Annotated in this window: 16 protein-coding genes; 9 read left to right on the forward strand and 7 right to left on the reverse strand. The window is 71.8% G+C overall.

The window, feature by feature from the left end; translation table 11 throughout:
- Positions 1–103 precede the first annotated feature (103 nt).
- A complete protein-coding gene (aztD, locus tag BUE45_RS13240; protein WP_073379492.1) occupies positions 104–1,291 on the forward strand; it encodes a zinc metallochaperone AztD in 1,188 nt (395 codons plus the stop codon).
- 43 nt (positions 1,292–1,334) lie between these two features.
- On the opposite strand, the gene BUE45_RS13245 is transcribed toward aztD, so the two are convergent.
- The 4 genes from BUE45_RS13245 to BUE45_RS13255 form a co-directional block, all read right to left on the reverse strand.
- Complete coding sequence (locus BUE45_RS13245) at positions 1,335–2,231, reverse strand: alpha/beta fold hydrolase (protein ID WP_073379494.1); 897 nt, start codon at positions 2,229–2,231, stop codon at positions 1,335–1,337.
- A 394-nt stretch (positions 2,232–2,625) separates the two neighbouring features.
- The gene (locus BUE45_RS33350; protein WP_245833112.1) at positions 2,626–2,994 is read right to left on the reverse strand and encodes an MFS transporter; all 369 of its coding nucleotides are present in this window, start codon (positions 2,992–2,994) and stop codon (positions 2,626–2,628) included.
- On the reverse strand, positions 2,970–3,959 hold the full coding sequence (locus BUE45_RS13250; RefSeq protein WP_245833115.1) for an MFS transporter: 990 nt from the start codon (positions 3,957–3,959) through the stop codon (positions 2,970–2,972). Before BUE45_RS13250 ends, BUE45_RS33350 begins: the two co-directional genes overlap by 25 nt.
- Positions 3,956–5,614, reverse strand: a complete 1,659-nt coding sequence (locus BUE45_RS13255) for a class I adenylate-forming enzyme family protein (protein ID WP_073379496.1) — start codon at positions 5,612–5,614, stop codon at positions 3,956–3,958. The genes BUE45_RS13250 and BUE45_RS13255 overlap by 4 nt, the downstream gene beginning before the upstream one ends.
- A 141-nt stretch (positions 5,615–5,755) precedes the next feature.
- Here BUE45_RS13255 and BUE45_RS13260 point away from each other — a divergent pair, with 141 nt between their 5' ends.
- From BUE45_RS13260 to BUE45_RS13275, 4 genes are all read left to right on the forward strand, one after another.
- The gene (locus BUE45_RS13260) at positions 5,756–6,388 is read left to right on the forward strand and encodes a TetR/AcrR family transcriptional regulator (RefSeq protein WP_073379498.1); all 633 of its coding nucleotides are present in this window, start codon (positions 5,756–5,758) and stop codon (positions 6,386–6,388) included.
- A 74-nt stretch (positions 6,389–6,462) separates the two neighbouring features.
- Positions 6,463–7,644: an acyl-CoA dehydrogenase family protein gene (locus tag BUE45_RS33825; RefSeq protein WP_073379500.1), complete on the forward strand. Its 1,182-nt coding sequence runs from the start codon at positions 6,463–6,465 to the stop codon at positions 7,642–7,644.
- Positions 7,641–8,651: a phosphotransferase family protein gene (locus tag BUE45_RS13270; protein WP_073379501.1), complete on the forward strand. Its 1,011-nt coding sequence runs from the start codon at positions 7,641–7,643 to the stop codon at positions 8,649–8,651. Before BUE45_RS33825 ends, BUE45_RS13270 begins: the two co-directional genes overlap by 4 nt.
- Positions 8,652–9,299: 648 nt before the next feature.
- On the forward strand, positions 9,300–11,246 hold the full coding sequence (locus BUE45_RS13275) for an ATP-binding cassette domain-containing protein (protein WP_084737208.1): 1,947 nt from the start codon (positions 9,300–9,302) through the stop codon (positions 11,244–11,246).
- Positions 11,247–11,357: 111 nt separating this feature from the next.
- On the opposite strand, the gene BUE45_RS13280 is transcribed toward BUE45_RS13275, so the two are convergent.
- Positions 11,358–12,308: an NADP-dependent oxidoreductase gene (locus BUE45_RS13280; RefSeq protein WP_073379503.1), complete on the reverse strand. Its 951-nt coding sequence runs from the start codon at positions 12,306–12,308 to the stop codon at positions 11,358–11,360.
- Between the two features lie 115 nt (positions 12,309–12,423).
- On the opposite strand from BUE45_RS13280, the gene BUE45_RS13285 reads away from it, so the two are divergent.
- The 4 genes from BUE45_RS13285 to BUE45_RS31255 all read left to right on the forward strand — a co-directional run bounded on the left by BUE45_RS13285 (position 12,424) and on the right by BUE45_RS31255 (position 17,830).
- Entirely contained in the window at positions 12,424–13,035 is a 612-nt protein-coding gene (locus BUE45_RS13285) for a TetR/AcrR family transcriptional regulator (RefSeq protein WP_245833118.1), read from the forward strand.
- Between the two features lie 327 nt (positions 13,036–13,362).
- Positions 13,363–14,274, forward strand: coding sequence for an alpha/beta fold hydrolase (locus BUE45_RS13290; RefSeq protein WP_073379507.1), 912 nt, complete (start codon positions 13,363–13,365; stop codon positions 14,272–14,274).
- Positions 14,271–15,170, forward strand: a complete 900-nt coding sequence (locus BUE45_RS13295; protein WP_084737209.1) for a Vgb family protein — start codon at positions 14,271–14,273, stop codon at positions 15,168–15,170. Before BUE45_RS13290 ends, BUE45_RS13295 begins: the two co-directional genes overlap by 4 nt.
- A 902-nt stretch (positions 15,171–16,072) precedes the next feature.
- Positions 16,073–17,830, forward strand: coding sequence for an AIPR family protein (locus BUE45_RS31255; RefSeq protein ID WP_178378523.1), 1,758 nt, complete (start codon positions 16,073–16,075; stop codon positions 17,828–17,830).
- A gap of 207 nt (positions 17,831–18,037) precedes the next feature.
- Here BUE45_RS31255 and BUE45_RS13305 read toward each other — a convergent pair whose 3' ends face one another.
- Together BUE45_RS13305 and BUE45_RS13310 are read right to left on the reverse strand one after the other, a co-directional pair.
- The gene (locus BUE45_RS13305) at positions 18,038–19,513 is read right to left on the reverse strand and encodes a tyrosine-type recombinase/integrase (RefSeq protein ID WP_073379602.1); all 1,476 of its coding nucleotides are present in this window, start codon (positions 19,511–19,513) and stop codon (positions 18,038–18,040) included.
- A gap of 2,626 nt (positions 19,514–22,139) precedes the next feature.
- Complete coding sequence (locus tag BUE45_RS13310; RefSeq protein WP_084737210.1) at positions 22,140–22,607, reverse strand: hypothetical protein; 468 nt, start codon at positions 22,605–22,607, stop codon at positions 22,140–22,142.
- Between the last annotated feature and the right edge of the window lie 10 nt (positions 22,608–22,617).

Raw genomic sequence — 22,617 nt, forward strand, 5'->3', positions numbered from 1 at the left:
CCCGACCGCCCACCCGGCCCTGCCCCCCGGCCCCCCGCGCCGCGGCGCCCGACCCCGCGCGCCCGGCAGGACACCACCGAAAGATACGAGGACAGAGAACACCATGAGATCACCGCACACCGTGACCAGGGCGGCGCTGCCCGTCGCCCTCTCCGCCGGCCTGCTGCTGACCGCCTGCTCCGCCGGACAGGACGGCACCGCCGAGGAGGCCGGCGCCGACGCCTCCCCCGCCGAGGCGGTCGTGGCGAACCCCGTCGCCACCACCTACGACGGCGGCGTCTACATCCTGGACGGCGACACCCTGGAGGTCGTCGCCGACATCGAGCTGGAGGGCTTCAACCGCCTCAACCCGGCGGGCGACGACCGCCACGTGTTCGTCTCCACCTCCGAGGGCTTCCAGGTCCTGGACGCCGCCGGGGGCGAGCTCACCGACACCGTGTTCGCCGCCGACACCCCCGGCCACGTGGTCCGCCACGCCGGGCGCACCGTGCTGTTCGCCGACGGCAGCGGCGAGATCACCGCGTTCGACTCCGACGCCCTGGGCGCCGGGATCCCCGAGGACGTGGACGTCCACAACGCCGAAGAGGCCCACCACGGGGTGGCCGTCGAACGCGAAAACGGCGAGCTGCTGCTCACCCTGGGCAACGAGGAGGAGCGCACCGGCGCCTTCGTCCTGGACGCCGACGGCGAGGAGGTCGCCCGCAGCGAGGAGTGCCCGGGCGTGCACGGCGAGGCCGCGGCCGAGGGCGACACCATCGTCATCGGCTGCGAGGACGGCGCCCTGGTCTACCGGGACGGCGCGTTCACCAAGGTCGACTCCGAGGACGACTACGGGCGCATCGGCAACCAGGCCGGCACCGACACCTCGCCGATCGTGCTGGGCGACTACAAGACCGACCCCGACGCCGAACTGGAGCGCCCCGAGCGCATCGCGCTGATCGACACCGCCGACGCCTCCCTGGAGCTGGTCGACCTGCCCGCCAGCTACACCTTCCGCTCCCTGGGCCGCGGCCCGCAGGACGAGGCGCTGGTCCTGGGCACCGACGGGTCCCTGCACGTCATCGACCCCGAGTCGGCCGAGCTGGTGGACTCCATCGAGCTGATGGACTCCTGGGAGGAGCCGCTGGAGTGGCAGCAGCCGCGCCCGGCCCTGTTCGTCCGCGGCGGCACCGCCTACGTGACCGACACCGCCACCCGCCAGGTGCACTCCGTGGACCTGGCCACCGGCGAGGTCACCGCCTCGGTCACCCTGGACGAGACCCCCAACGAGCTGAGCGGCGTCGCCTCCTGACGCCCCGGGGCCGGTGCGCCTCGCGCGCACCGGCCCGCCGGGCTCAGTCCCCGGCGGCGCCGGCGTGCTCGCCGATCAGCCCGACCAGCCGGTCCACCACCCCCGGCGCCAGGTGGTGCGCCATCCCCTCGATCTCCACGAACCTGGCCCCCGGGACGGCCCGCGCGGTGGCCCGGCCGCCGCTGGGGTGCACCATGAGGTCGACGTCGCCGTGCACCACGAGCGTGGGCGCGGCGATCCGCGCCAGCTCCCGGGTGCGGTCGCCCGAGGCGTGGATGGCGCCGATCTGACGGGGCACCCCGCTACCGGCCCGCGGCCCCCCGGCCCGCTCCCACAGCCCGGTCGACCAGGCGACCTCCTCGGCCCGGTCGGGCGGAAAGGCCGCCGACCCGATGTGGCGCAGCATCGCCAGGTGCTTGCGCACCGACTCCGCGCACGTGCGCGCGGGCAGGCCGCCCATGCGCAGCAGGGTCGACCACGCCACCCGGCCCACGCCCCGCTCCCCCGTGGTGGAGAAGATCGAGGTCAGGGACGCTGCCCGCCCCGGGTAGCGGGCCGCGACGGTCTGCCCGATCATGCCGCCCATCGACATCCCCACCAGGTGGGCGCGGCCGATGCCCAGGTGGTCCATCAGCCCCACCGTGTCCGCCGCCATGTCGGCCAGGTCGTAGGAGTCCGGGCGGGACCGGCCCAGCACGCTGTGCAGCGGGCTCGGCGAGGGGGCGGGCATCCGCGTGGAGCACCCGGCGTCCCTGTTGTCGAACAGCACCACCGGCGCGCCCAGCCCGGCGAGCCCGTCGACCATCGGCCGGGGCCACGACGTCAGGTCCAGCCCCAGGCCCGCGATGAGCAGCACCGGGACGCCCCCGCCCGCGCCCTCGACGCGGTAGCAGATCCGTGTCCCGCCGGGCAGGTCCACGAACCGGTCGGTACCCGTCACGCCCTCGCCTCCGTCCGTGCGTCCCCCGCGGGCCGCGTCCGCGCACCCGCCGTCACCGGGCGCGGCCCGGGGCCGACCGCGCGGTCGGCCCGCGGCGGCGCCCCGTCGGCATGGTAGACGGTCGGCGCCGGCTCCGGGTTCGGTCCCGGCCTCCGGGGGTGCGACGCCCCGGACGAACCCGCGCGATCCGTCCGGCCCGATCGCGCACGCGCCCCGGACCGCCGGTCCCGCGCCGCGTCCCCGGGAAGGAACACACCCCGCCCGGTGATCCGACCCCGCGCCGCCCCTCACCGAGCGGGCGGAGGCGCCCGCCGTCCGCCCGTTCCGGCCGGGTCCCGGCGGCGCGGGCCCGGTCCCCCGCCGCCGCGCCGGGGAGTGGGCCCCCTCCCGGGGCTCACTCCCCGGCGAGCACCATCCCCCTGGTCTCGCGGATGAACAGGCACGACAGCCCGGTCAGCGCGCACAGCGCCATGATGTAGGCGCCGAACACCCACTCCGCGCCCAGGTTGCCGAACAGCTGGTTGAGGTAGGGCGCCGTCCCGCCGAACACCGCCACCGACAGCGAGCAGGCGAACCCGATCCCCTGCGTGCGCACCCGGGTGGGGAAGCTCTCCGACAGGATCGCCGAGAGGATCGACGCCGGGGCCGACACCACCAGCAGGGCCAGCGAGGTCGCCACCAGCAGCGTCCACCCCTCGTCGGTGATCATCCGGGTGAGCGGGTACTGCAGGGCGAACATCAGCACCGCGAAGAACACGAGCATGGGCCTGCGGCCGATCCGGTCCGACAGCAGCCCCAGAACGGCAGCGACACCAGCGCGACGACCTGCGCCGCCACCGACATCCAGTAGGCGGTGCCCGGGTCCATGCCCTGCTGGGTGATGGCGTAGGTGGACACGTAGGAGGTCCACATGTAGTGGGCGGCGGTGATGCCCGAGACCATGGCGATCATGACCAGCACGGCGCGCACCACGCCCGCCCGCGACATGCGCGGGGCGGCCGGCGCCGCGGGGTCCGACGGGCTCCCCGGGGCGGGGGCGTCCCCGCCCTCCCGGGCACGGTCGGCCTCGAAGACGTCGCTCTCGTCCATGTCCCGCCGCAGGTACAGCGCGACCAGCGCCAGCAGCGCCCCCAGCAGGAACGGCACCCGCCAGCCCCACTCCGCGACCGCCGACTCCGGCAGCGCCGAGGTGAGCGCCCCGCCCAGGGTGTAGGCCAGGACCGAGCCGCCGAAGATCGCGATGAACGCGACGCTGCCCCACATGCCGCGCCGGTGCGGCGGGGCGATCTCGCCCACGTAGGAGTAGGCGGTGGCCGACTCGCCGCCGTGCGCGAACCCCTGGAGCACCCGGGCGGACAGCAGCACCACGGAGGCCCACGCGCCGATCGCCGCGTAGGTGGGCATCAGGCCGATGACCAGGCTGCCCGCCGCCATCATGAGCATCGTCGTGACCAGTACGAACTTGCGCCCGCGACGGTCGGCGATCCGGCCGAACACGATGCCGCCCAGCGGCCGCATCAGAAACCCGACGGCGAACACCGCCAGGGTCGACAGCAGCGCCGAAAGGGGATCGCCCTGGTCGAACATCACCACGGCGATGAAGGGCGCGAAAACCGCGTACGCGCTCCACTCATACCACTCAAGGACGTTGCCGACGGTGCTCGCCAGCAGGGACTTCTTCTTCGAACGCAGGGACGCGGCGCCGGGCGCCGGAACGGTGACGCTCATGCGCCGCCTCCGGAGGTGTCGGTGGGAAGGGGGGTGGCGGGGGCCGGGGCCTCCCGCAGCGCCCGCCGGCGGATCTTGCCGGTGGCCGTCTTGGGCAGGGCGTCCACGACGTGGACCTCGCGGGGCCGCTTGTAGGCGGCCAGGTGCTCGCGCGCGAACCCGGCCAGCTCCTCGCCGGTCGCCCGCGCCCCCGAGGCCAGGGAAACGTAGGCGACGACGGACTCGCCCCGGTAGGGGTCGGGGCGGCCGACCACGGCGGCCTCGAACACGGCCGGGTGGCGGTGCAGGACGTCCTCGACCTCGCGCGGCCACACCTTGTAGCCGGACACGTTGATCTGGTCCTTGAGCCGGTCCACCAGGTACACCCACCCCCGCCCGTCGACGACGGCGACGTCGCCGGTGCGCAACCGACCGCCGGGGAAGGCGGCGGCGGTCTCCCCGGGCCGGTCGCGGTAGCCGGGGACCACCGAGGGGCCGCCGATCTCCAGCTCGCCCTGCTCCCCCGGCGCGACCGGCGCACCGGAGGGGTCCACGGTGCGCACCGTGACGCCGGGCAGCGGGCGGCCGACGGACAGCGACCCGCTCACCGGGTCCACCGGGGCCCGCTCCCCGAGCGGGACGGCGATGACGCCCGAGGTGGTCTCGGTCATGCCGTAGGCGTTGTGGATGTACACCCCGAACCGCTCCTCGAAGCGCTCGACGGTGGAGGGCGGGACGGGCGCGCCCCCGGAGTACAGGGCGCGCACGGTGCGCAGGTGGCCGGGCCGGGCGCCGGGGTGGTCGTACAGGGCGTTGAACGCGGTGATGGAGCCGATGGTGAAGGTGACGCGGTGCTCGGCCACCGCCTCCAGCGCCACGTCGGCCCGGAACCGGTGCGCGAAGACCAGCAGCGTGTCGTGGACCAGCGCCAGGGCGGCGTTGATGACGGCGCCGGTGATGTGGAACAGCGGTGCCAGGGCGAGCACCGCGTCGCCGGGGCGCAGGTCCGCGTGGCGGCCGAAGGTGGAGGTCACCGCCAGGACGTTGGCGTGGGTGTTCATGGCACCCTTGGGCGGCCCGGTGGTGCCGGAGGTGTAGGTGAGCAGGGCGGTGTCCCCCGGCGCGACGGCGGCCGGGGGCGGGCGCCGCCCGGCGTGCCCGCGGGCCAGCGCCAGCAGGTCCCCGTCGGGCGAGGGCGCGGCCCGCTCCGCCGTCAGCACCCGCGGGTCGTCGCGGCCCTGGAGGTCGCGGTCGCAGGTGGTCAGCACCCAGCGCACGCCGGTGGCGTCCAGGGCCCCGCGCACCGCGGCGTGGTCGGTGTCGGCGCAGACGATCCCGACCGGCGCGGCGTCCTCGACGAGGCGGCGCAGCTCCCCGCCCCGGTACATGGGGTTGACGGGCAGAGCCGCGGCGCCCAGCTTCCACAGGGCCAGCAGGGTGAGCGCGAACTGCGGGATGTTCTGCAGGCGCACGCCGACGCGGTCGCCGGGGCCGACCCCGCGCTCGGCGAGGGCGCAGGCCAGGGCGTCGGAGAGGGCGTCGGCCTCCCGGGCGGTGAGCACCCGGTCGAAGTAGGCCAGGGCGGGCGCGTCGGGCGAGGAGCGGACGCGGAGCCGCCAGGCCCCGGGCAGGGTGTCGGGCGGGGCGTGGGGGTCGGGGGGAAGGTCGGATGTCATGTCGCGGCCCTTCTGTCTGCGGCGACGTCGACGCGCGAACGACCGACCGAACGATCGCTCGGTCGCCTGTAGTGTTGTGGATCACACCAGCGCTGTCAACACCCCGGAGCGCGCGCCCGGCCGGGCCGCGGCACCGATAACGTGCTGGCGACGGACCACGAGGAAGCGGGGAACACGGTGTCGGAGTCCTGGCGTTCGTTCGGCGAGCAGCGGCTGTCCGCCCCCCTGGCGGCGGCCCTGGCCTGCTTCGTCGAGCAGGGGTACCACGGGACCACCATCCGGCGGATCGCCGAGCGGGCCGGCCTGTCCGTGCCCGGCCTGTACCACCACTACCCGTCCAAACAGGCGCTGCTGGAGGGCCTGGTGATGACGGTGATGCACGAGCTGCTGGACCACACCCGCCGCGCCGCCGCCGAGGCCGGGGACGACCCGGGGCGCCGGTTCGACAACATCGTCGAGTGCCTGCTGCGCTTCCACATGCACCGCCGCGACCAGGCGTTCGTCGCCTCCACCGAGATCCGCGGCATGGACCCCGGCGTGCGCGGGGCCTACATCGCCCTGCGCGACGAGCAGCAGCGCATGGTCGACGACACCGTGCGCGAGGGGGTCGACCGGGGCGCGTTCGCCACCCCCTACCCCAGGGACGCCGGCCGCGCCGTCACCACCATGTGCGTCGCCGTCTCCTCCTGGTACCGCCCCGACGGGGAGCTCTCCCCCGACGAGGTCGTGGAGCACTACCTCGCCCTGTGCCGGGCCACCGTCGGCGCGCGTTGACACCGCCGCGCGGGCCGTGGCACGCTGTGGCCTCCAACACCGACCGAGCGATCGCTCGGTCAGGGAGGCGCCACGTGATCGACCTTCAGCCCACCCCCGCCTCGGCCGACCTCGCGCGGGCCACCCTCGCCTTCGTCCGCGACGAGGTCCTGCCCCTGGAAGAGGAACACGACGGCGACGCCGCCCGCGGCGGCGAGGCCCTGCGCGCGCACCTACAGGAACGCGCCCGCGCCGCCGGGGTCTTCGCCCCGCACGCCCCCCGCGCGTACGGCGGCCACGGCCTGGACATGCGCGACCGCGCCCCCGTGTTCGAGGCCGCCGGCCACTCCGTGTTCGGCCCGCTGGCCCTCAACATCGCCGCCCCCGACGAGGGCAACGTCCACCTGCTGGACCACGTCGCCACCCCCGGCCAGCGCGAGCGCTTCCTCGAACCCCTCTGCCGGGGCCGGGTCCGCTCCGCGTTCGCCATGACCGAGCCCGCCCCCGGCGCGGGCGCCGACCCCTCCGCCCTGGCCACCACCGCCGCCCGCGTCCCCGGCGGCTGGCGCCTGGACGGCCGCAAGACCTTCATCACCGGGGCCGACGGCGCCGGGTTCCTCATCATCATGGCCCGCACCGGCGGCTCCCCCGGCGACCGCGGCGGCGCCACCATGTTCCTCTCCCCCGCCGACGCGCCCGGGCTCACCGTGGAACGCCACGTGCGCACCATGGACGCCTCCATGCTCGGCGGCCACTGCGAGGTCGCCCTCGACGGCCTGTTCGTCCCCGACGAGAACGTCCTGGGCGAGGTCGACGCGGGCTTTCGCAACGCACAGGTGCGCCTGGGCCCGGCCCGCACGACACACGTGATGCGCTGGCTGGGCACCGCCCGGCGCGCCCAGGACATCGCCCTGGCCCGCGCCGCCGAGCGCGAGCTGTTCGGCTCCCGCCTGGGCGACCTGGGCCTGGCCCGCCAGCTCATCGCCGACAGCGAGATCGACCTGGCCGCCGCCCGGGCCCTGCTGCTGCGCGCCTGCTGGGAGCTGGACACCGGGGCCGACGCCCGCACCTCCACCTCCATCGCCAAGACGTTCGCCTCCGAGGCCGTGCACCGGGTCGTGGACCGGGCGATCCAGCTCTGCGGCGGCCTGGGCGTGAGCGAGGACCTGCCGCTGGCCCGGCTGCTGCGCGAGGTGCGCCCCTTCCGGATCTACGACGGCCCCTCCGAGGTGCACCGCTGGTCGATCGCCGCCCGCGCCGTCAGGGCGGCGGGGTGAGCGGCGCCCCGCCCCTGGACACCGCCGCCCTCGCCGCCTTCCTGGGCGTGCCCGGCCCGCTGGCCGCCGCGCCGGTCGCGGGCGGCAAGTCCAACCTCACCTACCGGATCGACGACCCGACCGGCCCGCGCTGGGTGCTGCGCCGCCCGCCCACGGCCGGGCTGACCCCCTCCGCCCACGACATGGGCCGGGAGTTCCGCACCGTGGCCGCGCTGCGCGACACCGGCGTGCCGGTCGCCCGCGCCGTGGCCCTGTGCGAGGACCCGGCGGTGCTGGGCGCCCCGTTCTCCGTGGTGGAGTACGTGGACGCCCGGGTCGTGCGCACCCGCGACCAACTGGAGGGCTGGGACGACCGCGCGGTCGCCGGCTGCGCGCACGCCCTGGTGCGGGTGCTGGCCGCCCTGCACGCCGTCGACCACCGCGCCACCGGCCTGGCCGGGCGGCCGGAGGGGTACCTGCGCCGCCAGGTGGACCTGTGGGGCCGCCAGTGGGCGCGGGTGCGCACCGGCGACCTGCCCGACCTGGACCGGCTGCACGCCGCGCTGGCGGCGTCGGTCCCGGAGTCCTCCTCCCACGCCGTCGTGCACGGCGACTACCGCATCGACAACGTCATGCTCGACCACCGCGACCCCGCCCGGGTGCGGGCGGTCGTGGACTGGGAGCTGTCCACCCTGGGCGACCCGCTGGCCGACGCCGCGATGATGTGCGTCTACCGCGCCCCGGGCCTGGACCTGGTGCTGGGCGAGCCCGCGGCGTGGAACAGCGAGCGCCTGCCCGACGGCGCCGCCCTCGCCCGGATGTACGCCGCGGCCTCGGGCCGGGAGCTGGAGCACTGGGGGTTCCACCTGGGCCTGGCGCACCTGAAGCTGGCGGTCATCGCCCAGGGCATCGAGTACCGGTCCCGGCAGGGCGCGGCGGGCGCGGGCCGCGACCGGGCGGGCGAGGCGGTCGGGCCCTACGCGGCGGCGGGGCTGCGGGCACTGGCGACGGGCGGGCACGGGGTGTGAGGTGGGGGGTGGGACGGGGGTGCGCGGTGGGACGGCTTCGCCTCTCCGATCGAACAAAAAGGACATGTGCCTTTACGAGGTAGATTTCCCACGTTTCGGTGGCGGGGCGCGGACGGCGACGCCGGGCCGCGCCGGCCCCGCGCGGCGCTCCCTCCGCTGATCCGGGAAGCCGGCCCCTGCCCCGCGCCGGCGCCCGCCCGCTGTGCTCGCCTTCTCTGACCGCGGCACCGCCCCCGGCACCGTTCCTCCGCACGTCGGCGGCCGTGCGCGGGGGTGGGCGCCCCGGCCCTGCGGCGGCCGGAGAAACCGGTGCCCCCGCCCCGCGGACCGCACCGGCGGGCACCCGGCCGACGCCGTGGCCGGCGGCGCCCGCCACCCCTGCCCGGGGCCCGGCGGCCACCGGGGCGCGGGGGTTGCGCCCGGCCCGATTCCCGCCCGGATCCGGACCGCACCGATCCACGGAATCTTCCGCACGCGGGTTCGACCCGGACCTCCCACGGCCACGGGGACCCCGCGCCGCCGCGGTGCCCGCGGCCCCGGATGAGGACCCACCACAACCCCCCGCCGCCCCGAGAACCCCCTGGCGGGCGCCGGGTCCGCGCGGGCACGATCGCACGGCCGACGCCCCCTGAACCCCTGAGGAGCCCTATGCGTCGATCCCGTCAGCGACCCGCGCAAACCGCACCGGCGGACCCTCCCCGGGCACCCGGGGCCGCCCCCTCCGACACCGGGTCGGAGGAGGACCTGACCGCCCCCAAGTGGAACTTCTTCAACGACGAACTGGTCCGCACCGGCCTGTGGACCAAACTCACCCGCATGCCCGCCCTCACCGCGGCCGCCGCCGGATGGGCCTGGCGCGCCAACCGGCGCGACCTGCTCATCGCGCTGGGCGCGAGCACCGTCGCCGCCGTCCTGGCGGCGGTGAGCCTGGTCTCGGTGACCCGGGTGCTCGACGCCCTGCTCGCCCCGGGCCCCCTGGCCGACCGGGTCGGGGCGGCCCTGCCCGCCGTGGCGGTCGTGGCCGGGGTGGCGGCCCTGTCCGGCGCCGTCCGGCTGGTCTCGGAACTGGCCCTGGCCCGGCTGGGCCCGCAGACCGAGCGCCTGGTCGAGCTGGAGCTGTTCGGCCTGACCACCCGGGCCCGCCTGGTCGCCTTCGACGACGAGGAGTGGGCCGACGCGATGTACCGGGCCCGGGACCGGGGCGTGTACGAGGTGCCGCGGATGGTCACCGCCACCCTGGAGGGCCTGGCCGGTGTGGTCTCGCTGGTCTCCCTGGGCGGGGTGCTGGCCGTGCTGCACCCGCTGCTGCTGCTCCTGCTGCTGGTGAGCGTGGTCCCCACCGGCTGGGCGGCCACCCGGGCGGCGCGCATGGAGTACGAGGCCCAGCGCCGGCTCAGCACCGGGCGCCGGCGGCGGTGGATCCTCGGCGACCGCATGGCCTCGCGCGACTCCGCCGCGGAGCTGCGCTCCTACACGATGCGCGACTCCCTGATGGCCGACTACGGCGCCCTCGCCGACCGCGAGCGCGAGACCATGCTCGCGGTGGCCTGGAGCCAGACCCGCACCCGGGCGGTGGGCGGCACGGCCGCGGGCGCGGCGACCGCCCTCACCTACGCCTGCCTGGGCACGCTGCTGGTGGCGGGCATGATGCCGCTGGCCGCGGTGGGCACCGCCGTCCTGGCCCTCCAGCGCACCCAGGGGCAGATGCAGAGCCTGCTGTACCTGCTGAACCGGGTGTACGAGTCGGGACTGTACTTCGCCGACTTCACCGAGTACTGCGCCCTGGCCCGGGTCCGCACCCCGGCCGCGCCCACCGCGCCGCCCCCGGCCCGGCTGGAGCGGCTGGAGGTGCGCGACGCGGTCTTCACCTACCCCTCCGGCGGCACGCCCGCCCTGCACGGGGTGAACGTGCACGTCGAGAAGGGCGAGACCGTCGCGCTGGTGGGCGAGAACGGGTCCGGCAAGTCGACCCTGGCCCGGCTGCTCGGCGGACTCTACGAGCCCCAGGAGGGCGCGGTGACCTGGAACGGCACGGACTTCACGGCGCTGGGCCCGGCGGTCCGCGAGCGGATCAGCGTCATCATCCAAGACCACACCCGCTGGCCCATGACCGCCCGCCGCAACGTCACCATGGCCCAGGGCTGCGACCCGGACCGGCTGGAGCACGCTGCCCGGCTCAGCGGCACCGACGAGGTGGTCGCCGAGCTGCCGCGCGGCTGGGACACCCTCCTGGACACCACCTTCGCCTCCGGGGTCAACCTGTCCGGCGGCCAGTGGCAGCGCGTCGCCGGGGCCCGGGGCTTCTACCGGACCGCCGACCTGCTCATCGCCGACGAGCCCACCTCGGCGCTGGACGCCCGCGCCGAGGCGCGCTTCTTCACCACCATCGGCGAGCACGCCGCCCGCACCGGGGCGGCGGTCGTGCTCATCACCCACCGCATGGCCTCGGTGCGGATGGCCGACCGCATCTACGTCCTGGACCGGGGCCGGGTCATCGAGCACGGCACCCACGCGGAGCTGATGGCGGTGGCGGGGCGGTACCGGGAGCTGTACACGCTCCAGGCCGACGCCTACAGCGACCCCGGGCGGGGGTGAGGCGCGGGGGCGGTGCGGGCGGGACGGCCGTCCGCACCGCCCCGGTGCGCCAGGGACGGGGCCTCCCCGCGACTCCGGCCCTGCCCCTGCCCGCCCCGACCCGCCGCCCGGTCAGGGCGTGAGGATGATCTTGCCGCGCACCCCGCCGCGCTCGGCCATCCGGTGCGCCTCGACGACGTCGTCCATCGCCAGCACGGCGGCGACCACCGGTCTGACGGTGCCCCCGTCCACCAGCGCGGTGAGCTCCTCCAGCTCCTGCGGCGAGGGGTCGTTGCTGAACAGGGCGATCCGCGTGCGCCGGTCCAGCATGCCCGCCGCCGTCCGCAGGGCCGACCGGAGGGGCCGACGCGGGTCCAGGGCCAGCGGCAGCAGCGTGCCCCCGCGGACGAGGTGCGAGCGCACCTCGGGCAGCCGCGTGCCGACCAGGTCGAGGACCACGTCGAACCGGCCCAGCTCGCCGAGTTCCGTCGTGCGGTGGTCGAAGGCCTCGGCCGCGCCCGTCCCGCGCAGCCAGGCCAGGTGGTCGGCCCCGGCCAGCGCGGTGACGTGCGCGCCCAGGGACGCGCCGAGCTGTACGGCGACCACCCCCACTCCCCCGGCCGCACCGCGCACCAGCAGCCGCTGCCCGGCGGACAGGCGGGTCCGGCGGGTGAGGGCGTGCAGGGCCGTGGTGCCCGAGGCCGGCAGCGCGGCGGCCTCACCGGGCGAGACCGAGCGCGGGGCCGCGGCGACGCGCTCCTGCGGGACGACGACCGACTCGGCGACGGAGCCGAAGGTGCCGTGCGGCATCAGCCCCCACACCGCGTCGCCGACGTTCGCGCGGGTGACGTCCGGCCCCGCCTCCGCGACGGTCCCGACGAAGTCGACGCCCGTTCCGGCCGGCAGGCGCCGGCGCAGCAGGCGGCGCAGGTGCCCGGCGCGGATGGCCGTCTCACCGCCGCCGACCGCCGTGGCGGCCACCTCCACCCGCACGTCGGCGGGGCCGACCGGGGGCGTGGGGAGCCCGTCGACGACGGCCAGGACCTCGGGTCCCCCGTAACGGTCGTAGCGGACTGCGCGCATGGTCTCCTCCTCGTGCGGGGAAGCCCCCGCCTCGTCCGTGGGTTGACCACCGGTGGGGGCCGGTGACGACGGTGGCAACCGGGACCCGCGGACCCCTCATCCCGACGGCGCGGAAGTGAGACGAGCAGTGGTCGAGGACTCGCAGTTGCGCCCCGAGGACGGCGTTCCCGGAGCGCTGAGGCAGGACGCCCGGCGCAACCGGCTCAGCGTGCTGCGGGCCGCCCGGGAGGTCTTCCGCGACCGCGGCCTGGAGGCGACCGTGCGGAACGTGGCCCGCCGCGCCGGGGTCTCGGCGGCCACGGTCCACCGGCGCTTCCCCGGCCGGGACGCGCTGGTGGAGGACCTGGCCGGGCACGCCGCCGGGGAGCTGACGGAGCACTTCGCGGAGCTGTCCCGCACGCTCCCCGCGGACCTGGCGCTGGAGCGCGGCCTGCGCAGGGTCGCGGCGGAGGCGGTCTCCTCGCGTGTGTGCGGACCCGACCACCGGGAGCGCTTTCCCGAGCGGGCACGCGCCCTGGACGCGCACCTGCACCGGGAGCTGCACCGGCTGCTGGTCCGTGCCCGGGAGGGCGGCCACGTGGCGGCGGAGATCACCGAACAGGACCTGCGGCTGGCCACGTCCGCGGTGACGGCGGCGGTGGCCGCCGAGCCGGACCCGGAACGGGCCGGCCGGACGGCCCAGCGGCTGGTGACGCACTTCCTGCGGTCGTTCCGCAGTACGGGGTGAGCGGGGGCGGGGTGGGGCGCGGTCCGCGGTGGGCCGGCGGGTGTCCACCCGTCACGGTCCCCGCGCCACCCCGGCCCGCCGCACCGCCGACGTTCGGGGGAAAGCGCGCACCCGCCCCGGCCGTGGCTCCTCACGGATACACGCCCTGCGCGCCGGTACCCGCCCTGGCCTTTCGCCTCCGTACCGGCACCCGGGGCCCGTCCCGCCCCGCCGCTCTCACGGCCGCGTTCCCGCGCCGTCGGGTCCACCCGGACGCGCCCTCCTCCCGTCCGCCGCGACACGGGAAATACGGTTGCGCCTCCCCTGCCCCGCGTCCAGGATGGTCCGGTGCGCATCCCAGCAGAGATCACCCTCGACCTCGGCGGACAGGCCCTGGCCGGTCTGGACTTCGGCGGTTCGGGCACGCCGGTCCTGCTCGTCCACGGCAGCGGGCACAACGCGGCGGCCTGGGCCGACGTCGCGGCCCGTCTGACCGACCACTGCCGGGTCGTCGCCGTGGACCTGCGCGGACACGGGCGGACCACCGCGGACTCCCGGAGTGCCGAGCAGTACTGGCGCGACCTGGCCGGTGCCGCCCGGGCCCTGGGGTGGGAGAACCCCGTGCTGGTCGGGCACTCCCTGGGCGGTTACGCCGTCACCGCCGTGGCCGCCGCCGGCCTGGTCCGGCCCGCCGCGGTGTGCGTGGTCGACGGCCTGGTCCTGAACTCCCGGGAGGAGGCCGTGGCCGATCAGGCGCGGTGGACCACCCCCGAAGCGGCCGAGGCGCTGCGCGCGCGGTTCCGCTACGGCTGGTCGGCCGCTCCGGACGAGGTGGACGCGTACATCGAGCAGTGCGTGCGGGAGGCGCCCGACGACGAGCTGAACACGGACTGCCGACCCGGCCTGGTGCGCGACGTGCTGGAGCGCTCCTTCACCGCCGGGGAGGGGGTTCGGCTGCGAAGGCCCACGCCCGAGCAGATCGCGGTGATCAGCGCGGCCGACCCGGAGGCCGCCGTCCACCCCGGCGTGGACGTCTACGACCGCCTGACCTGCCCGCTCACGATCGTCCTTCCCGACGAGGGGTTCTACGCCGACCGGCGGGACGAGGTGCGGGCCATCGTCGCCGGCCGCCCCGAACGAACGCTGGTGGAGATGCGCGGGCACCACAACGTGCCCATGGCCCGGCCCGGGGAACTGGCCCGGATCATCCTGGACCTCGTCAAAGCCCTGCCCGCCCCGGACTCCGGAGACTCCACGTGACGAACAGCCCCGAGCAGCGCTCCGTGCGCGAACACCCGCTGGCCGAGCCGGGCGCGGGCCCCTACGGCATCGCGGCCGACACCGACGGGTCCCTGTGGGTGACCCTCGTGCACCACGGACGGGTCGCCCGCATGGCGCCGGACGGCTCCGCCGTCCTCCACGCGCTGGACTCCGCGGCGTGCGGACCCTCGGTCATCACCGCGGGGCCCGACGGTGCGGCCTGGTTCACCCGGGCCCGGGACAACAGGATCGGCAGGATCACCCGCGACGGGAAGTCGGACTCCTTCGTGCTGCCGAACCCGGAGTCGGGCCCCTTCGGTATCACCCGTGGGCCTGACGGGGCGCTGTGGTTCACTGAGATGAACGCCGACCGGATCGGCCGGATCACCCCGGACGGCGAGATCACCGAGTTCCCGCTGCCGACCGAGGGAGGGTTCCCCTCCTTCATCACCTCGGGGCCGGGAGACGCCCTGTACTTCACCCTCAACCAGGCCAACGCCATCGGACGCATGACCACCGACGGCCACGTCGACCTCCACCCCCTCCCGACCGCCGGCGCGGGCCCGGTCGGCATCACGAGGGGCCCTGACGACGCCCTGTGGTTCGTGGAGATCATCGCCGGCCGGATCGGCCGCATGACGCCGGACGGGCGGATCCGGGAGTTCCCCCTGCCCCGGCACGACGCCAGACCCCACGCGATCACCGCCGACCCCCGGGGCGGCTGCTGGTTCACCGAGTGGGGCGCGAACCGGATCGGCCACATCACCGCGGAAGGCGACATCACCCTGGTCGACCTGCCGACCCCCGCCAGCGAGCCCCACGGCATCACGCTGACCCCCGACGGCACCGTGTGGGCAGCCCTGGAGCCCGGAGCCGTCGCCGCCCTGGCCCCCTGAGCCTGCCCCGTCGGGATAACGGCGCGCCAGACCCACGGACCCTGAAGGCCCGAACTCGCTTGATCCCCCATCGGACTTCTCATCCGATGGCCGCAGGTTCGAATCCTGCCGGGTGCGCCCAAAAACCCCAGGTCAGAGGGGGTGCAAGAGGACCTCGCAAGAGGTCCTCGCCGCGTTTCGTGCCGATGTGTGCTCCTGGTGTGCTCCCCAGCACAAGGTCAGTACAGGTGGACCCCCACCTCGCGGAGCACTTTGCCGTCCCGTGACAGCCGCCCACGGTCCGCAACTGCCTCCGTCACAAGGCCACCCAGAAATATGCGTGCTTTACCGTCCAAAGTGCTGCTTGCAGACTCTTTGCCCAAATATGCCCTTTACGCCCGACTCCGAGCACTCCAGCCACGCACAGTAATCGAACGGGCATCCCAGTATTGATCGTCGCAGCAGCGAACCCCGGCCTGGTAGCGAGCAAGGACTGGCGGGAGTGGGTGTCCGAGCTAAGCTCCCACTCCGCCAGTAACCAGACGTTCTTGCGCTCCAGGACGCTGAGCAGAAGCAGCAGGCAAAATTTGGCCTACAGCCAAGCCGACGCAGCCGAAGAACAGAGCCAAGACCTGCAAGAACAGTTCGTTGAACCGACTCTCCTACACTGAGGCACCAGCCTCTATTAGAGTAGACGGAACGGCTACCGGTAACCACCCAATCCCAACACACCGATATGATTACCGCAGTGATCGTCTCATCTCCGAGCCTCGATGCAGAAGAACCTTCAAAGACGCACAGATGTTCGAGACAGGGGCGGTGCCACAGAAGCAGAATACCTAGGTTTTCCAACTACTAGAACGTTTGAAATCAGAGGCTTCAAGTCTTCCGACCTGCAGACCCACGAGAAGAAAGTATGTCAAATGAGCGCACTTAGCGCAGATCAGCTTGTCGTCAAATCGCTGTTTGGGGATTACTGTGCGACCGAGTACCCCGGAGAAGATCCTGACGACGTCTTCGAGAAGTACGGTGCGACACAGGTATTGAAACCAAAAGAACTTACCACTGAAGAGCTTTCCGCTGGAATCGTCGACGGAGACAAGGATGGAGGAGTGGACAGCTTTTTTGTCTTCCTAAATGGGGCACTTCTAAACCCTGATGATCCAGTGCTAAAACCAGGCGATCCTGCACTTCGACACATCGGATCGCACCCCGAGCTCGAGATTTTTCTAGTGCAGTCAAAGAACAAAAAGAACTGGGAGGAATCAGTTTGGGAGAAACTGCTTTCCTCTCTCGCAAATCTCCTCGATACTAACGCCGAAGACACGGAACTCGAGGATCTCTACCGACCATCGGTTGTCGAAAGAACAGGCATACTTCGCAAAGCCATTAAATCCTTGGCAGCCAAATTCCCGAAGGTCACATTTAGAGTTGTCTATGTTACCCAGGCACCGGAAGCAAATCTCACAGAGACCGTTCGAAAGCGAGGTGAGCAAGTAGCATCTTTGGTGCGCTCCAGGCTTACGACTGGCGCGTTGGTGACAGCTGAACACGTAGGAGTTGAGGCACTGTATAAACTAGCAGGAACTGAATACAGCAAACCCGGAATCCTCACATTTAGGCATCTCATCCGCGAGGATGATGACTCATTCCTGGGCGTCGCCTCACTCGAGGAATATCTAAAATTTATTCGCAATGAGTCAGGTTCCTTGCGCGAAGAAATTTTCGACTCAAACGTCCGAGACTACGAGGGCGATAACACAGTAAACGCAGCCATCGGAAGCACCCTCGAGTCCAGTGATGGACCCGAGTTCTGGTGGCTAAACAACGGCGTCACTGTGCTTGGTGATGACGTCGACAGCCCACAAAGCACGCTTACGATATCCAGGCCACTCATCGTAAACGGCCTACAGACTTCTCATGTTTTGCATAAGGCTGATCGGGACGGCCTCCTATCTCCTGATCGACTAAACAATGGTGTAGTCGTTCGTGTCATCAAGTCAGTGGACGAAGACACGCGAGATCGAATCATCGCAGGAACAAATCGCCAGACCCGGGTTCCTGGTCCGGCCTTGTATGCCACCCAATCCTTGCAGCGGGACATTGAACGCTTCCTGCTCGTTCATGACTGGTATTACGAGCGCAGAAAGAATCGTTACAAGAACCAAGGCATGCCTGCAAAGCGGCGTATCACGATCGGCTTGCTCGGGCAAGCGCTGATCACCTTGAAGCTAGGACAGCCCGATGCCGCCCGCGCTCGACCATCAACCTTGCTGTCGCGCCAAGAAGGCTATAACAGTTTGTTCCCGGAGAACATGGACCGCAATGCATACCTCACCGCAATCGAGGTAATCAAATCCGTTGACCAATTCCTGTCCACGGAAGAAGCTAGGTCCATTCTTGACGATTACACGAACGCTCGCTTCTACGTCGCGGCTGGATACCTGATCCTGGAGCTGCAATTGAAGAATACAAGTGACTTCCGATTCGAAGTTAATTTTCGCCGCTTAGCTCGCCCCCTCAAAACAACCTTACTTTCAAAGGCACTGACTGTGCTTGCCACAACAGCAGAGTCATTTCAGTCTACTCATCCACGTTCTTCACGAGACTCCGTCTTCAAAAGTTCAGATTTCCGAAGGCTATACTTTCAAGAACTCACAAAAACTCTTAAATCCAAGTAGATATATCAACCATGCCAAGCCGAGAACAATCTTTCCAATTAAGAATTAAAAATTCTTTTTTCGCGAACATCTCAAAGTCCAGGGAACCTTTGATCCGATGGCCGGCCTGCCCCGTCCACGAGGTAGCCCCAGGCCGGGCGGGGTGAACCCGCCGCACGGCCCGGGGCTGGGGGTGTTCAATCGCTCCTGGTGTGCTCCCCCGTCCCGCTACCCGACCGGAACCGGCTCCCCGCGTAGCAGCGCGGCAGTCGCCTCCGCCGCAGCCTTGGCGACATCGGGGTAGACCGACTGGTACGTGTCCTGGGTGAAGTGCGTGGTCGCGTGGCCCAGCTCGGCCGAGACCACCTTCACGTCCGTGCCCGCCGCCAGCGCGAGCGAGGCGGCTCCGTGGCGCAGCCCGTGCAGCGTGATGGGCGGGAGCCCGGCGGCTTTGGCGAGGCGGCAGAACCAGTCACTGACCTGACCCGGATGCCACCCCGAACCGTCCTGACGGGTGAACGCCAAGCCCGTCACCTGCCAGTTCTTACCCGCTTGGAGCCGGGCCTCGTTCTGGAACCTCTTCCAACCGCGGAGAATCTTGACGGTGTCGGCGTCCAGGGTGATGGTGCGTTGTCCCGCTGCACTCTTGGGGGTCGAGGTGATCGTCTCCCACGCGAGCTGGACGACCTGGACGCGGATGTCGATCTGGCCGTCCAGCAGCCGGGTGTTCGCCCAAGGCAGCCCCACCGCCTCACCCCGGCGCAGCCCCTTAACGGCGATGAGGTGGAACATAGGGAACAGCCACGTGTACTTCTTCGCATGGGTCAGGAAGGTCCGGGTCTGCTCGGGTGTCCACACCATCACCTCCCCCGGCACCGTGCCGTCCTTCTCCCACTGGCGCACCCGGTCGGCCGTCCACACCAGGGGCCGCTTCCTCGGGCAGGACGGCAGCCGTACGTGGGAGGCGATGTTCACCGACACCGGTAGGTCCGGGGAGCGGACCGCGTCCGACAGTGCGCTGCGCAGCGTGGCGCGGATGCGGTGCTTGGTGGACAGCGAGATCACCCGCCGCCCCCGCACCGAGGCCCGTACCTGTGGGTCCTCGGATTCGCGGCACTCCAGGATGTACACGTTAGCTTCCTCCACCGCCGCGAACATCGCCTCCACGTGACGCGCTTGGAGCCGGTCCAGACGGAACCCGCCGAGATGCGGGACCAGGTACTTGCGGATGTGCCCGTCGTAGGAAGCCCGAGTCCCCTCGGCGAGATCGGGCTTGCCGTCCAGCCACTCCCTCAACCACACCCCCACCACCGGCGGCTCCCGCCGGACGTCCGTCCCCGCGCCGATGCGTTTACGGACCTCCTCCACCTCCGGCAGAGGCCGGCGGCCCTTGAGCGCGATCTGGATCAGGTCCGCGACCTGGACTTCAAGCTCCTGCTCACCTTCTCCCAGGACCAGCAGCGCCTTCACGTGGTCGAGCTGGCACCGGGCCTCCTCCTGCGAGGCCAGACCGCCCCTGCGCGCCTGGCGACGCTTGCCCTCAACCGTGCGGGGCAATTCGAGCTGGAACCACCAGTTCCCGTGCCTGGGGTTCCACGCCCCGTCCTCCCGACGCAACCTCGGACACTTCACCCCCAGCGCCTGGCCGCTGTCCTCGTTCCGGCACCCGCACCGCTTGAACACCGACCCCTCGTACACGCCCATGCAGACGTTCACCCCTTTTCCGTGGTGTTCGTACGCGCACCGCACCCGCCGCTGGTAGCGGTGGTTGGGGGCTCCAAGCCGAGGTAGGACAACACCCCGGCAGTCGGAACCACCCACGTCCTCCCCACCACCTCTGAACTGAACGAACACGGCACGCGACCCCGCCGACGGCGGGGCACCACGCATCCACGCTCGACCTCGCCGAGGTGGTCAAGCGGATTCGACGAAATGCCTGTCCGATGGGCGGAGAACCTCGCTCCAGCACCCGTTTCGTGAGCATTCGCCCCATTCCCTCCACGCACCCGTCCAGCACGGGAACCGAGGGCGACCGATGCGGGGCCGCCAAACGGCCCGACCGCCCCGACCAGCGCGCCCTGGGGCGGATGGCCGGGCACGGCCGGTGGGGCCGACGTCGGGGCGCTGGTGGCCGCGCACGTCCCAGGCCACGACCCCGGGGGCACGGCGGCACCAGCGACCCCCTACAGGGCCCCGGACGGCCCCGCCTCCAGGGGACGTCCGCTGGCCCAGGTTGTGGGGCCAGGTGGAGGTGGATGGGTCTCGTCACCGGCGGGCCTCTTCCCCGTGTCGTCATCTCTCCCTGATGAACCCCGATGAAGACGCCCCCGCAGCCGATGCGACACCCGCCCAGCGAACCGCCCAGGCCACACGGCCCCGCGCCGCTCCTCCCGCTCTCGAAAACCCTCACGAGTCGGTGCCGATGCCGGGGCATCCACCACGCGACGCCGGACGATCTTCACGCCCGGACCGCCACGCCCCCAGCACTGCTCCGCCGTCCAGGTCGATACAGGTGAACAGAAAAGGAAAAGCAGAAAGGAAGGGAGATGGGGGTGCAGCGAGGGCCGTGGGAGGCTGGGGTTTACCGGAGGCCGCAGGGCGGAGAACTCCCGCTCGCCGGGGGCGCCGCCCGCCCCCTACGTGAAGAGGACTACCCACCGGGTATGAGTCTGGGCAGGCGTTGGACCATCTGAGCAACCCCTGAACTGCAAGAATGGACCTGGTGGGGGGATCCAAGAGCGCGGACCGCCCGTTGGACCCCCTGGTGGACCACCCGGTGGACCCCTTCTCACATCGCTCTCACTCAGGGGTTCACCCCCAGGACCACCCCGAAGAAGAAGGACGACACGAAGTACCGCGGTGTCTACTCCAGACCGGTCGGCCACCGCTCCACCGTCCGACGGTCGAGCGCGCTCCACCGGACGGAACCGGACCGCACCGGCCTTGGACGGGCACACTCCAGGAGCGGCAGGAAAAAAGGGCGGTGGAGGCCTCTTCCTTCGTGGGTTCTTCGCCAGGGACCTCCCACACCCCCCGCGTCTTCGATGCGACCTCGAACGCGAAGCCCTCACGCAGCACGCCCTCGTCCACCAGGAGCAGCGCCCCGACGCGCGGACGAGGCGGCGGCCGGCGCACCGAATCGTTGGATCCATGAACCACCTCGTCCTGGGACATCGGCCACCATCCCGGACCGGTCGCTTTGAAGCCTTTGCTGGAGGGTTCTTCCAACAAGCCGAGAACAGAAGCGCGAAGCCAGGACGGCAATCATGCGGGTGAGAGGCCTGACCCGCGCGGCGGAGAGCGGTCGAGGACACGGGCGAGGACCCGTCGCCAGGGCGGGGGCGCCCCCGCCCTACGTGAAGCGGAACTACCCACTGGGTATAAGTCTGGATCCGTGAGACGCCGCCAAATGCGCTGTGAGCTGCAAGGATGCGCGAAATGCGGGTGGTCGTGCCCGAGGGGGCATTGGCGTGGCCACAGGAGGAGGCAGGGGAGGAGTCACAGGCATAGTCACAGGAACGGCCATTGGAGTAGTCACAGGAGTACCCACTTCAAGCGGAAATGTCACCACGCTCGCGAACCCAATGCAGCATTCCTGCTGTGGCTCGGTCCGGCCAGACCGGCGGTGCCCCTGCGCTCGGTGTCTCCCGCTCCCGAGCCGCGGTCGGTGAGGATTCCTCGCGCAGCGCGCCCTGATCCGCTGGGAGGATCGCCTCGGCGCACGGACGAGGTGGCGACCGGCGCACCGCCGCGCATGTCCATCGATCACCTCGCTCTGGCACGCCCGCGCCCCGGTCCGGGTTATTTTCCAGCGTTTCCGAGAATGCCTTTCCAAGTAACCAGAGAAAGGGAATGCAGGGCGCTGGGGAGAGTAGCAGAGCGGGAAGGTGACCGCACGGAAGGGCATCGCCAGGCTGGCGGGCCAGGGCCCGCCAGCCTCGGGGGCGGCCCCGCCCTACATGAAGAGGAACTACCCACTTGGGTATGTGTCTGGGTTGCGAAAGGCCCACCCCCAGCGGCTTCGACCTGCACTGATAACACGGATGGGGTGGGCCGCTCTAATGGGCCCACGCACAGGCGGAGTCACAGGGACCCCGTTGGGCCCAGTCACAGGCCCAGTCACAGGCGGAGTCACAGGCCCACCCCGCAAAAGCCGCAAAACCGGCACCCCTGGAAGCCGACCCAGCGCATCGATTGGCTGAAATCCCGTCTTTGGTTTTTCTTCTAAGCCATTGATCGAGCAATGCATGGCACCTCGGAGTGCCGCAGAAAAACGCCTGGGGGCGCCTCCTCCCGCAGGAGAAGACGCCCCGGTCCGTTCAGGTCTTTCTCAGCCCCGCAGCGCCAGGTAGGCGCGGATCCGGGCGGTCAGCTCGGCGAACTCCTCCTTCACCGGCCCGGGCTCCACACCCGAAGGCGATGCCGGGTAGTCCTCCGGCTCAGCCGGGCGGGGGCGCGGAACTGACCCGAGGTCGAGGTAAGGGCGCACCAGAGCCCCCGCGACCAGGTCGGGATCGGCATCCACCCGGTCCTCCGCCGTGAATGGGGCGCAGCGGTCTCGGTAGGCCTGCTCCCAGCGGGCCGAGGCGGTCGAGGCCCCGGCCGCCCAGGCGTGCTGTGCGGGGAAGCCGGGCGGGTCGGTGAGCAGGTCGCCCCGGCTGAAGGCGTTGGTGGTCGGGGGTGCTGCGGGCAGCGCGCGCGGAACCCGGCGAGGGAGTCGGTACGGGCCGGGGCTGAAGAGTGCGGCCAGGGCGGTGGCCAGCAGCGCGGCGGTCAGCGCCCACACACGCCCGGCCATGCTGTGACAG

This window comes from Nocardiopsis flavescens, assembly GCF_900141985.1.
Taxonomy (GTDB): Bacteria; Actinomycetota; Actinomycetes; order Streptosporangiales; family Streptosporangiaceae; genus Nocardiopsis; species Nocardiopsis flavescens.

Coding starts and splice junctions, on each gene's coding strand:
- BUE45_RS13305 (WP_073379602.1), bottom strand. CDS start 19,513: ATGGGCGTGTACGAGGGGTCGGTGTTCAAGCGGTGCGGGTGCCGGAAC.
- BUE45_RS13280 (WP_073379503.1), bottom strand. CDS start 12,308: ATGCGCGCAGTCCGCTACGACCGTTACGGGGGACCCGAGGTCCTGGCC.
- BUE45_RS31255 (WP_178378523.1), top strand. CDS start 16,073: ATGAGCGCACTTAGCGCAGATCAGCTTGTCGTCAAATCGCTGTTTGGG.
- BUE45_RS13255 (WP_073379496.1), bottom strand. CDS start 5,614: ATGACATCCGACCTTCCCCCCGACCCCCACGCCCCGCCCGACACCCTG.
- aztD (WP_073379492.1), top strand. CDS start 104: ATGAGATCACCGCACACCGTGACCAGGGCGGCGCTGCCCGTCGCCCTC.
- BUE45_RS13310 (WP_084737210.1), bottom strand. CDS start 22,607: ATGGCCGGGCGTGTGTGGGCGCTGACCGCCGCGCTGCTGGCCACCGCC.
- BUE45_RS33350 (WP_245833112.1), bottom strand. CDS start 2,994: ATGCTCGTGTTCTTCGCGGTGCTGATGTTCGCCCTGCAGTACCCGCTC.
- BUE45_RS13250 (WP_245833115.1), bottom strand. CDS start 3,959: ATGAGCGTCACCGTTCCGGCGCCCGGCGCCGCGTCCCTGCGTTCGAAG.
- BUE45_RS13275 (WP_084737208.1), top strand. CDS start 9,300: ATGCGTCGATCCCGTCAGCGACCCGCGCAAACCGCACCGGCGGACCCT.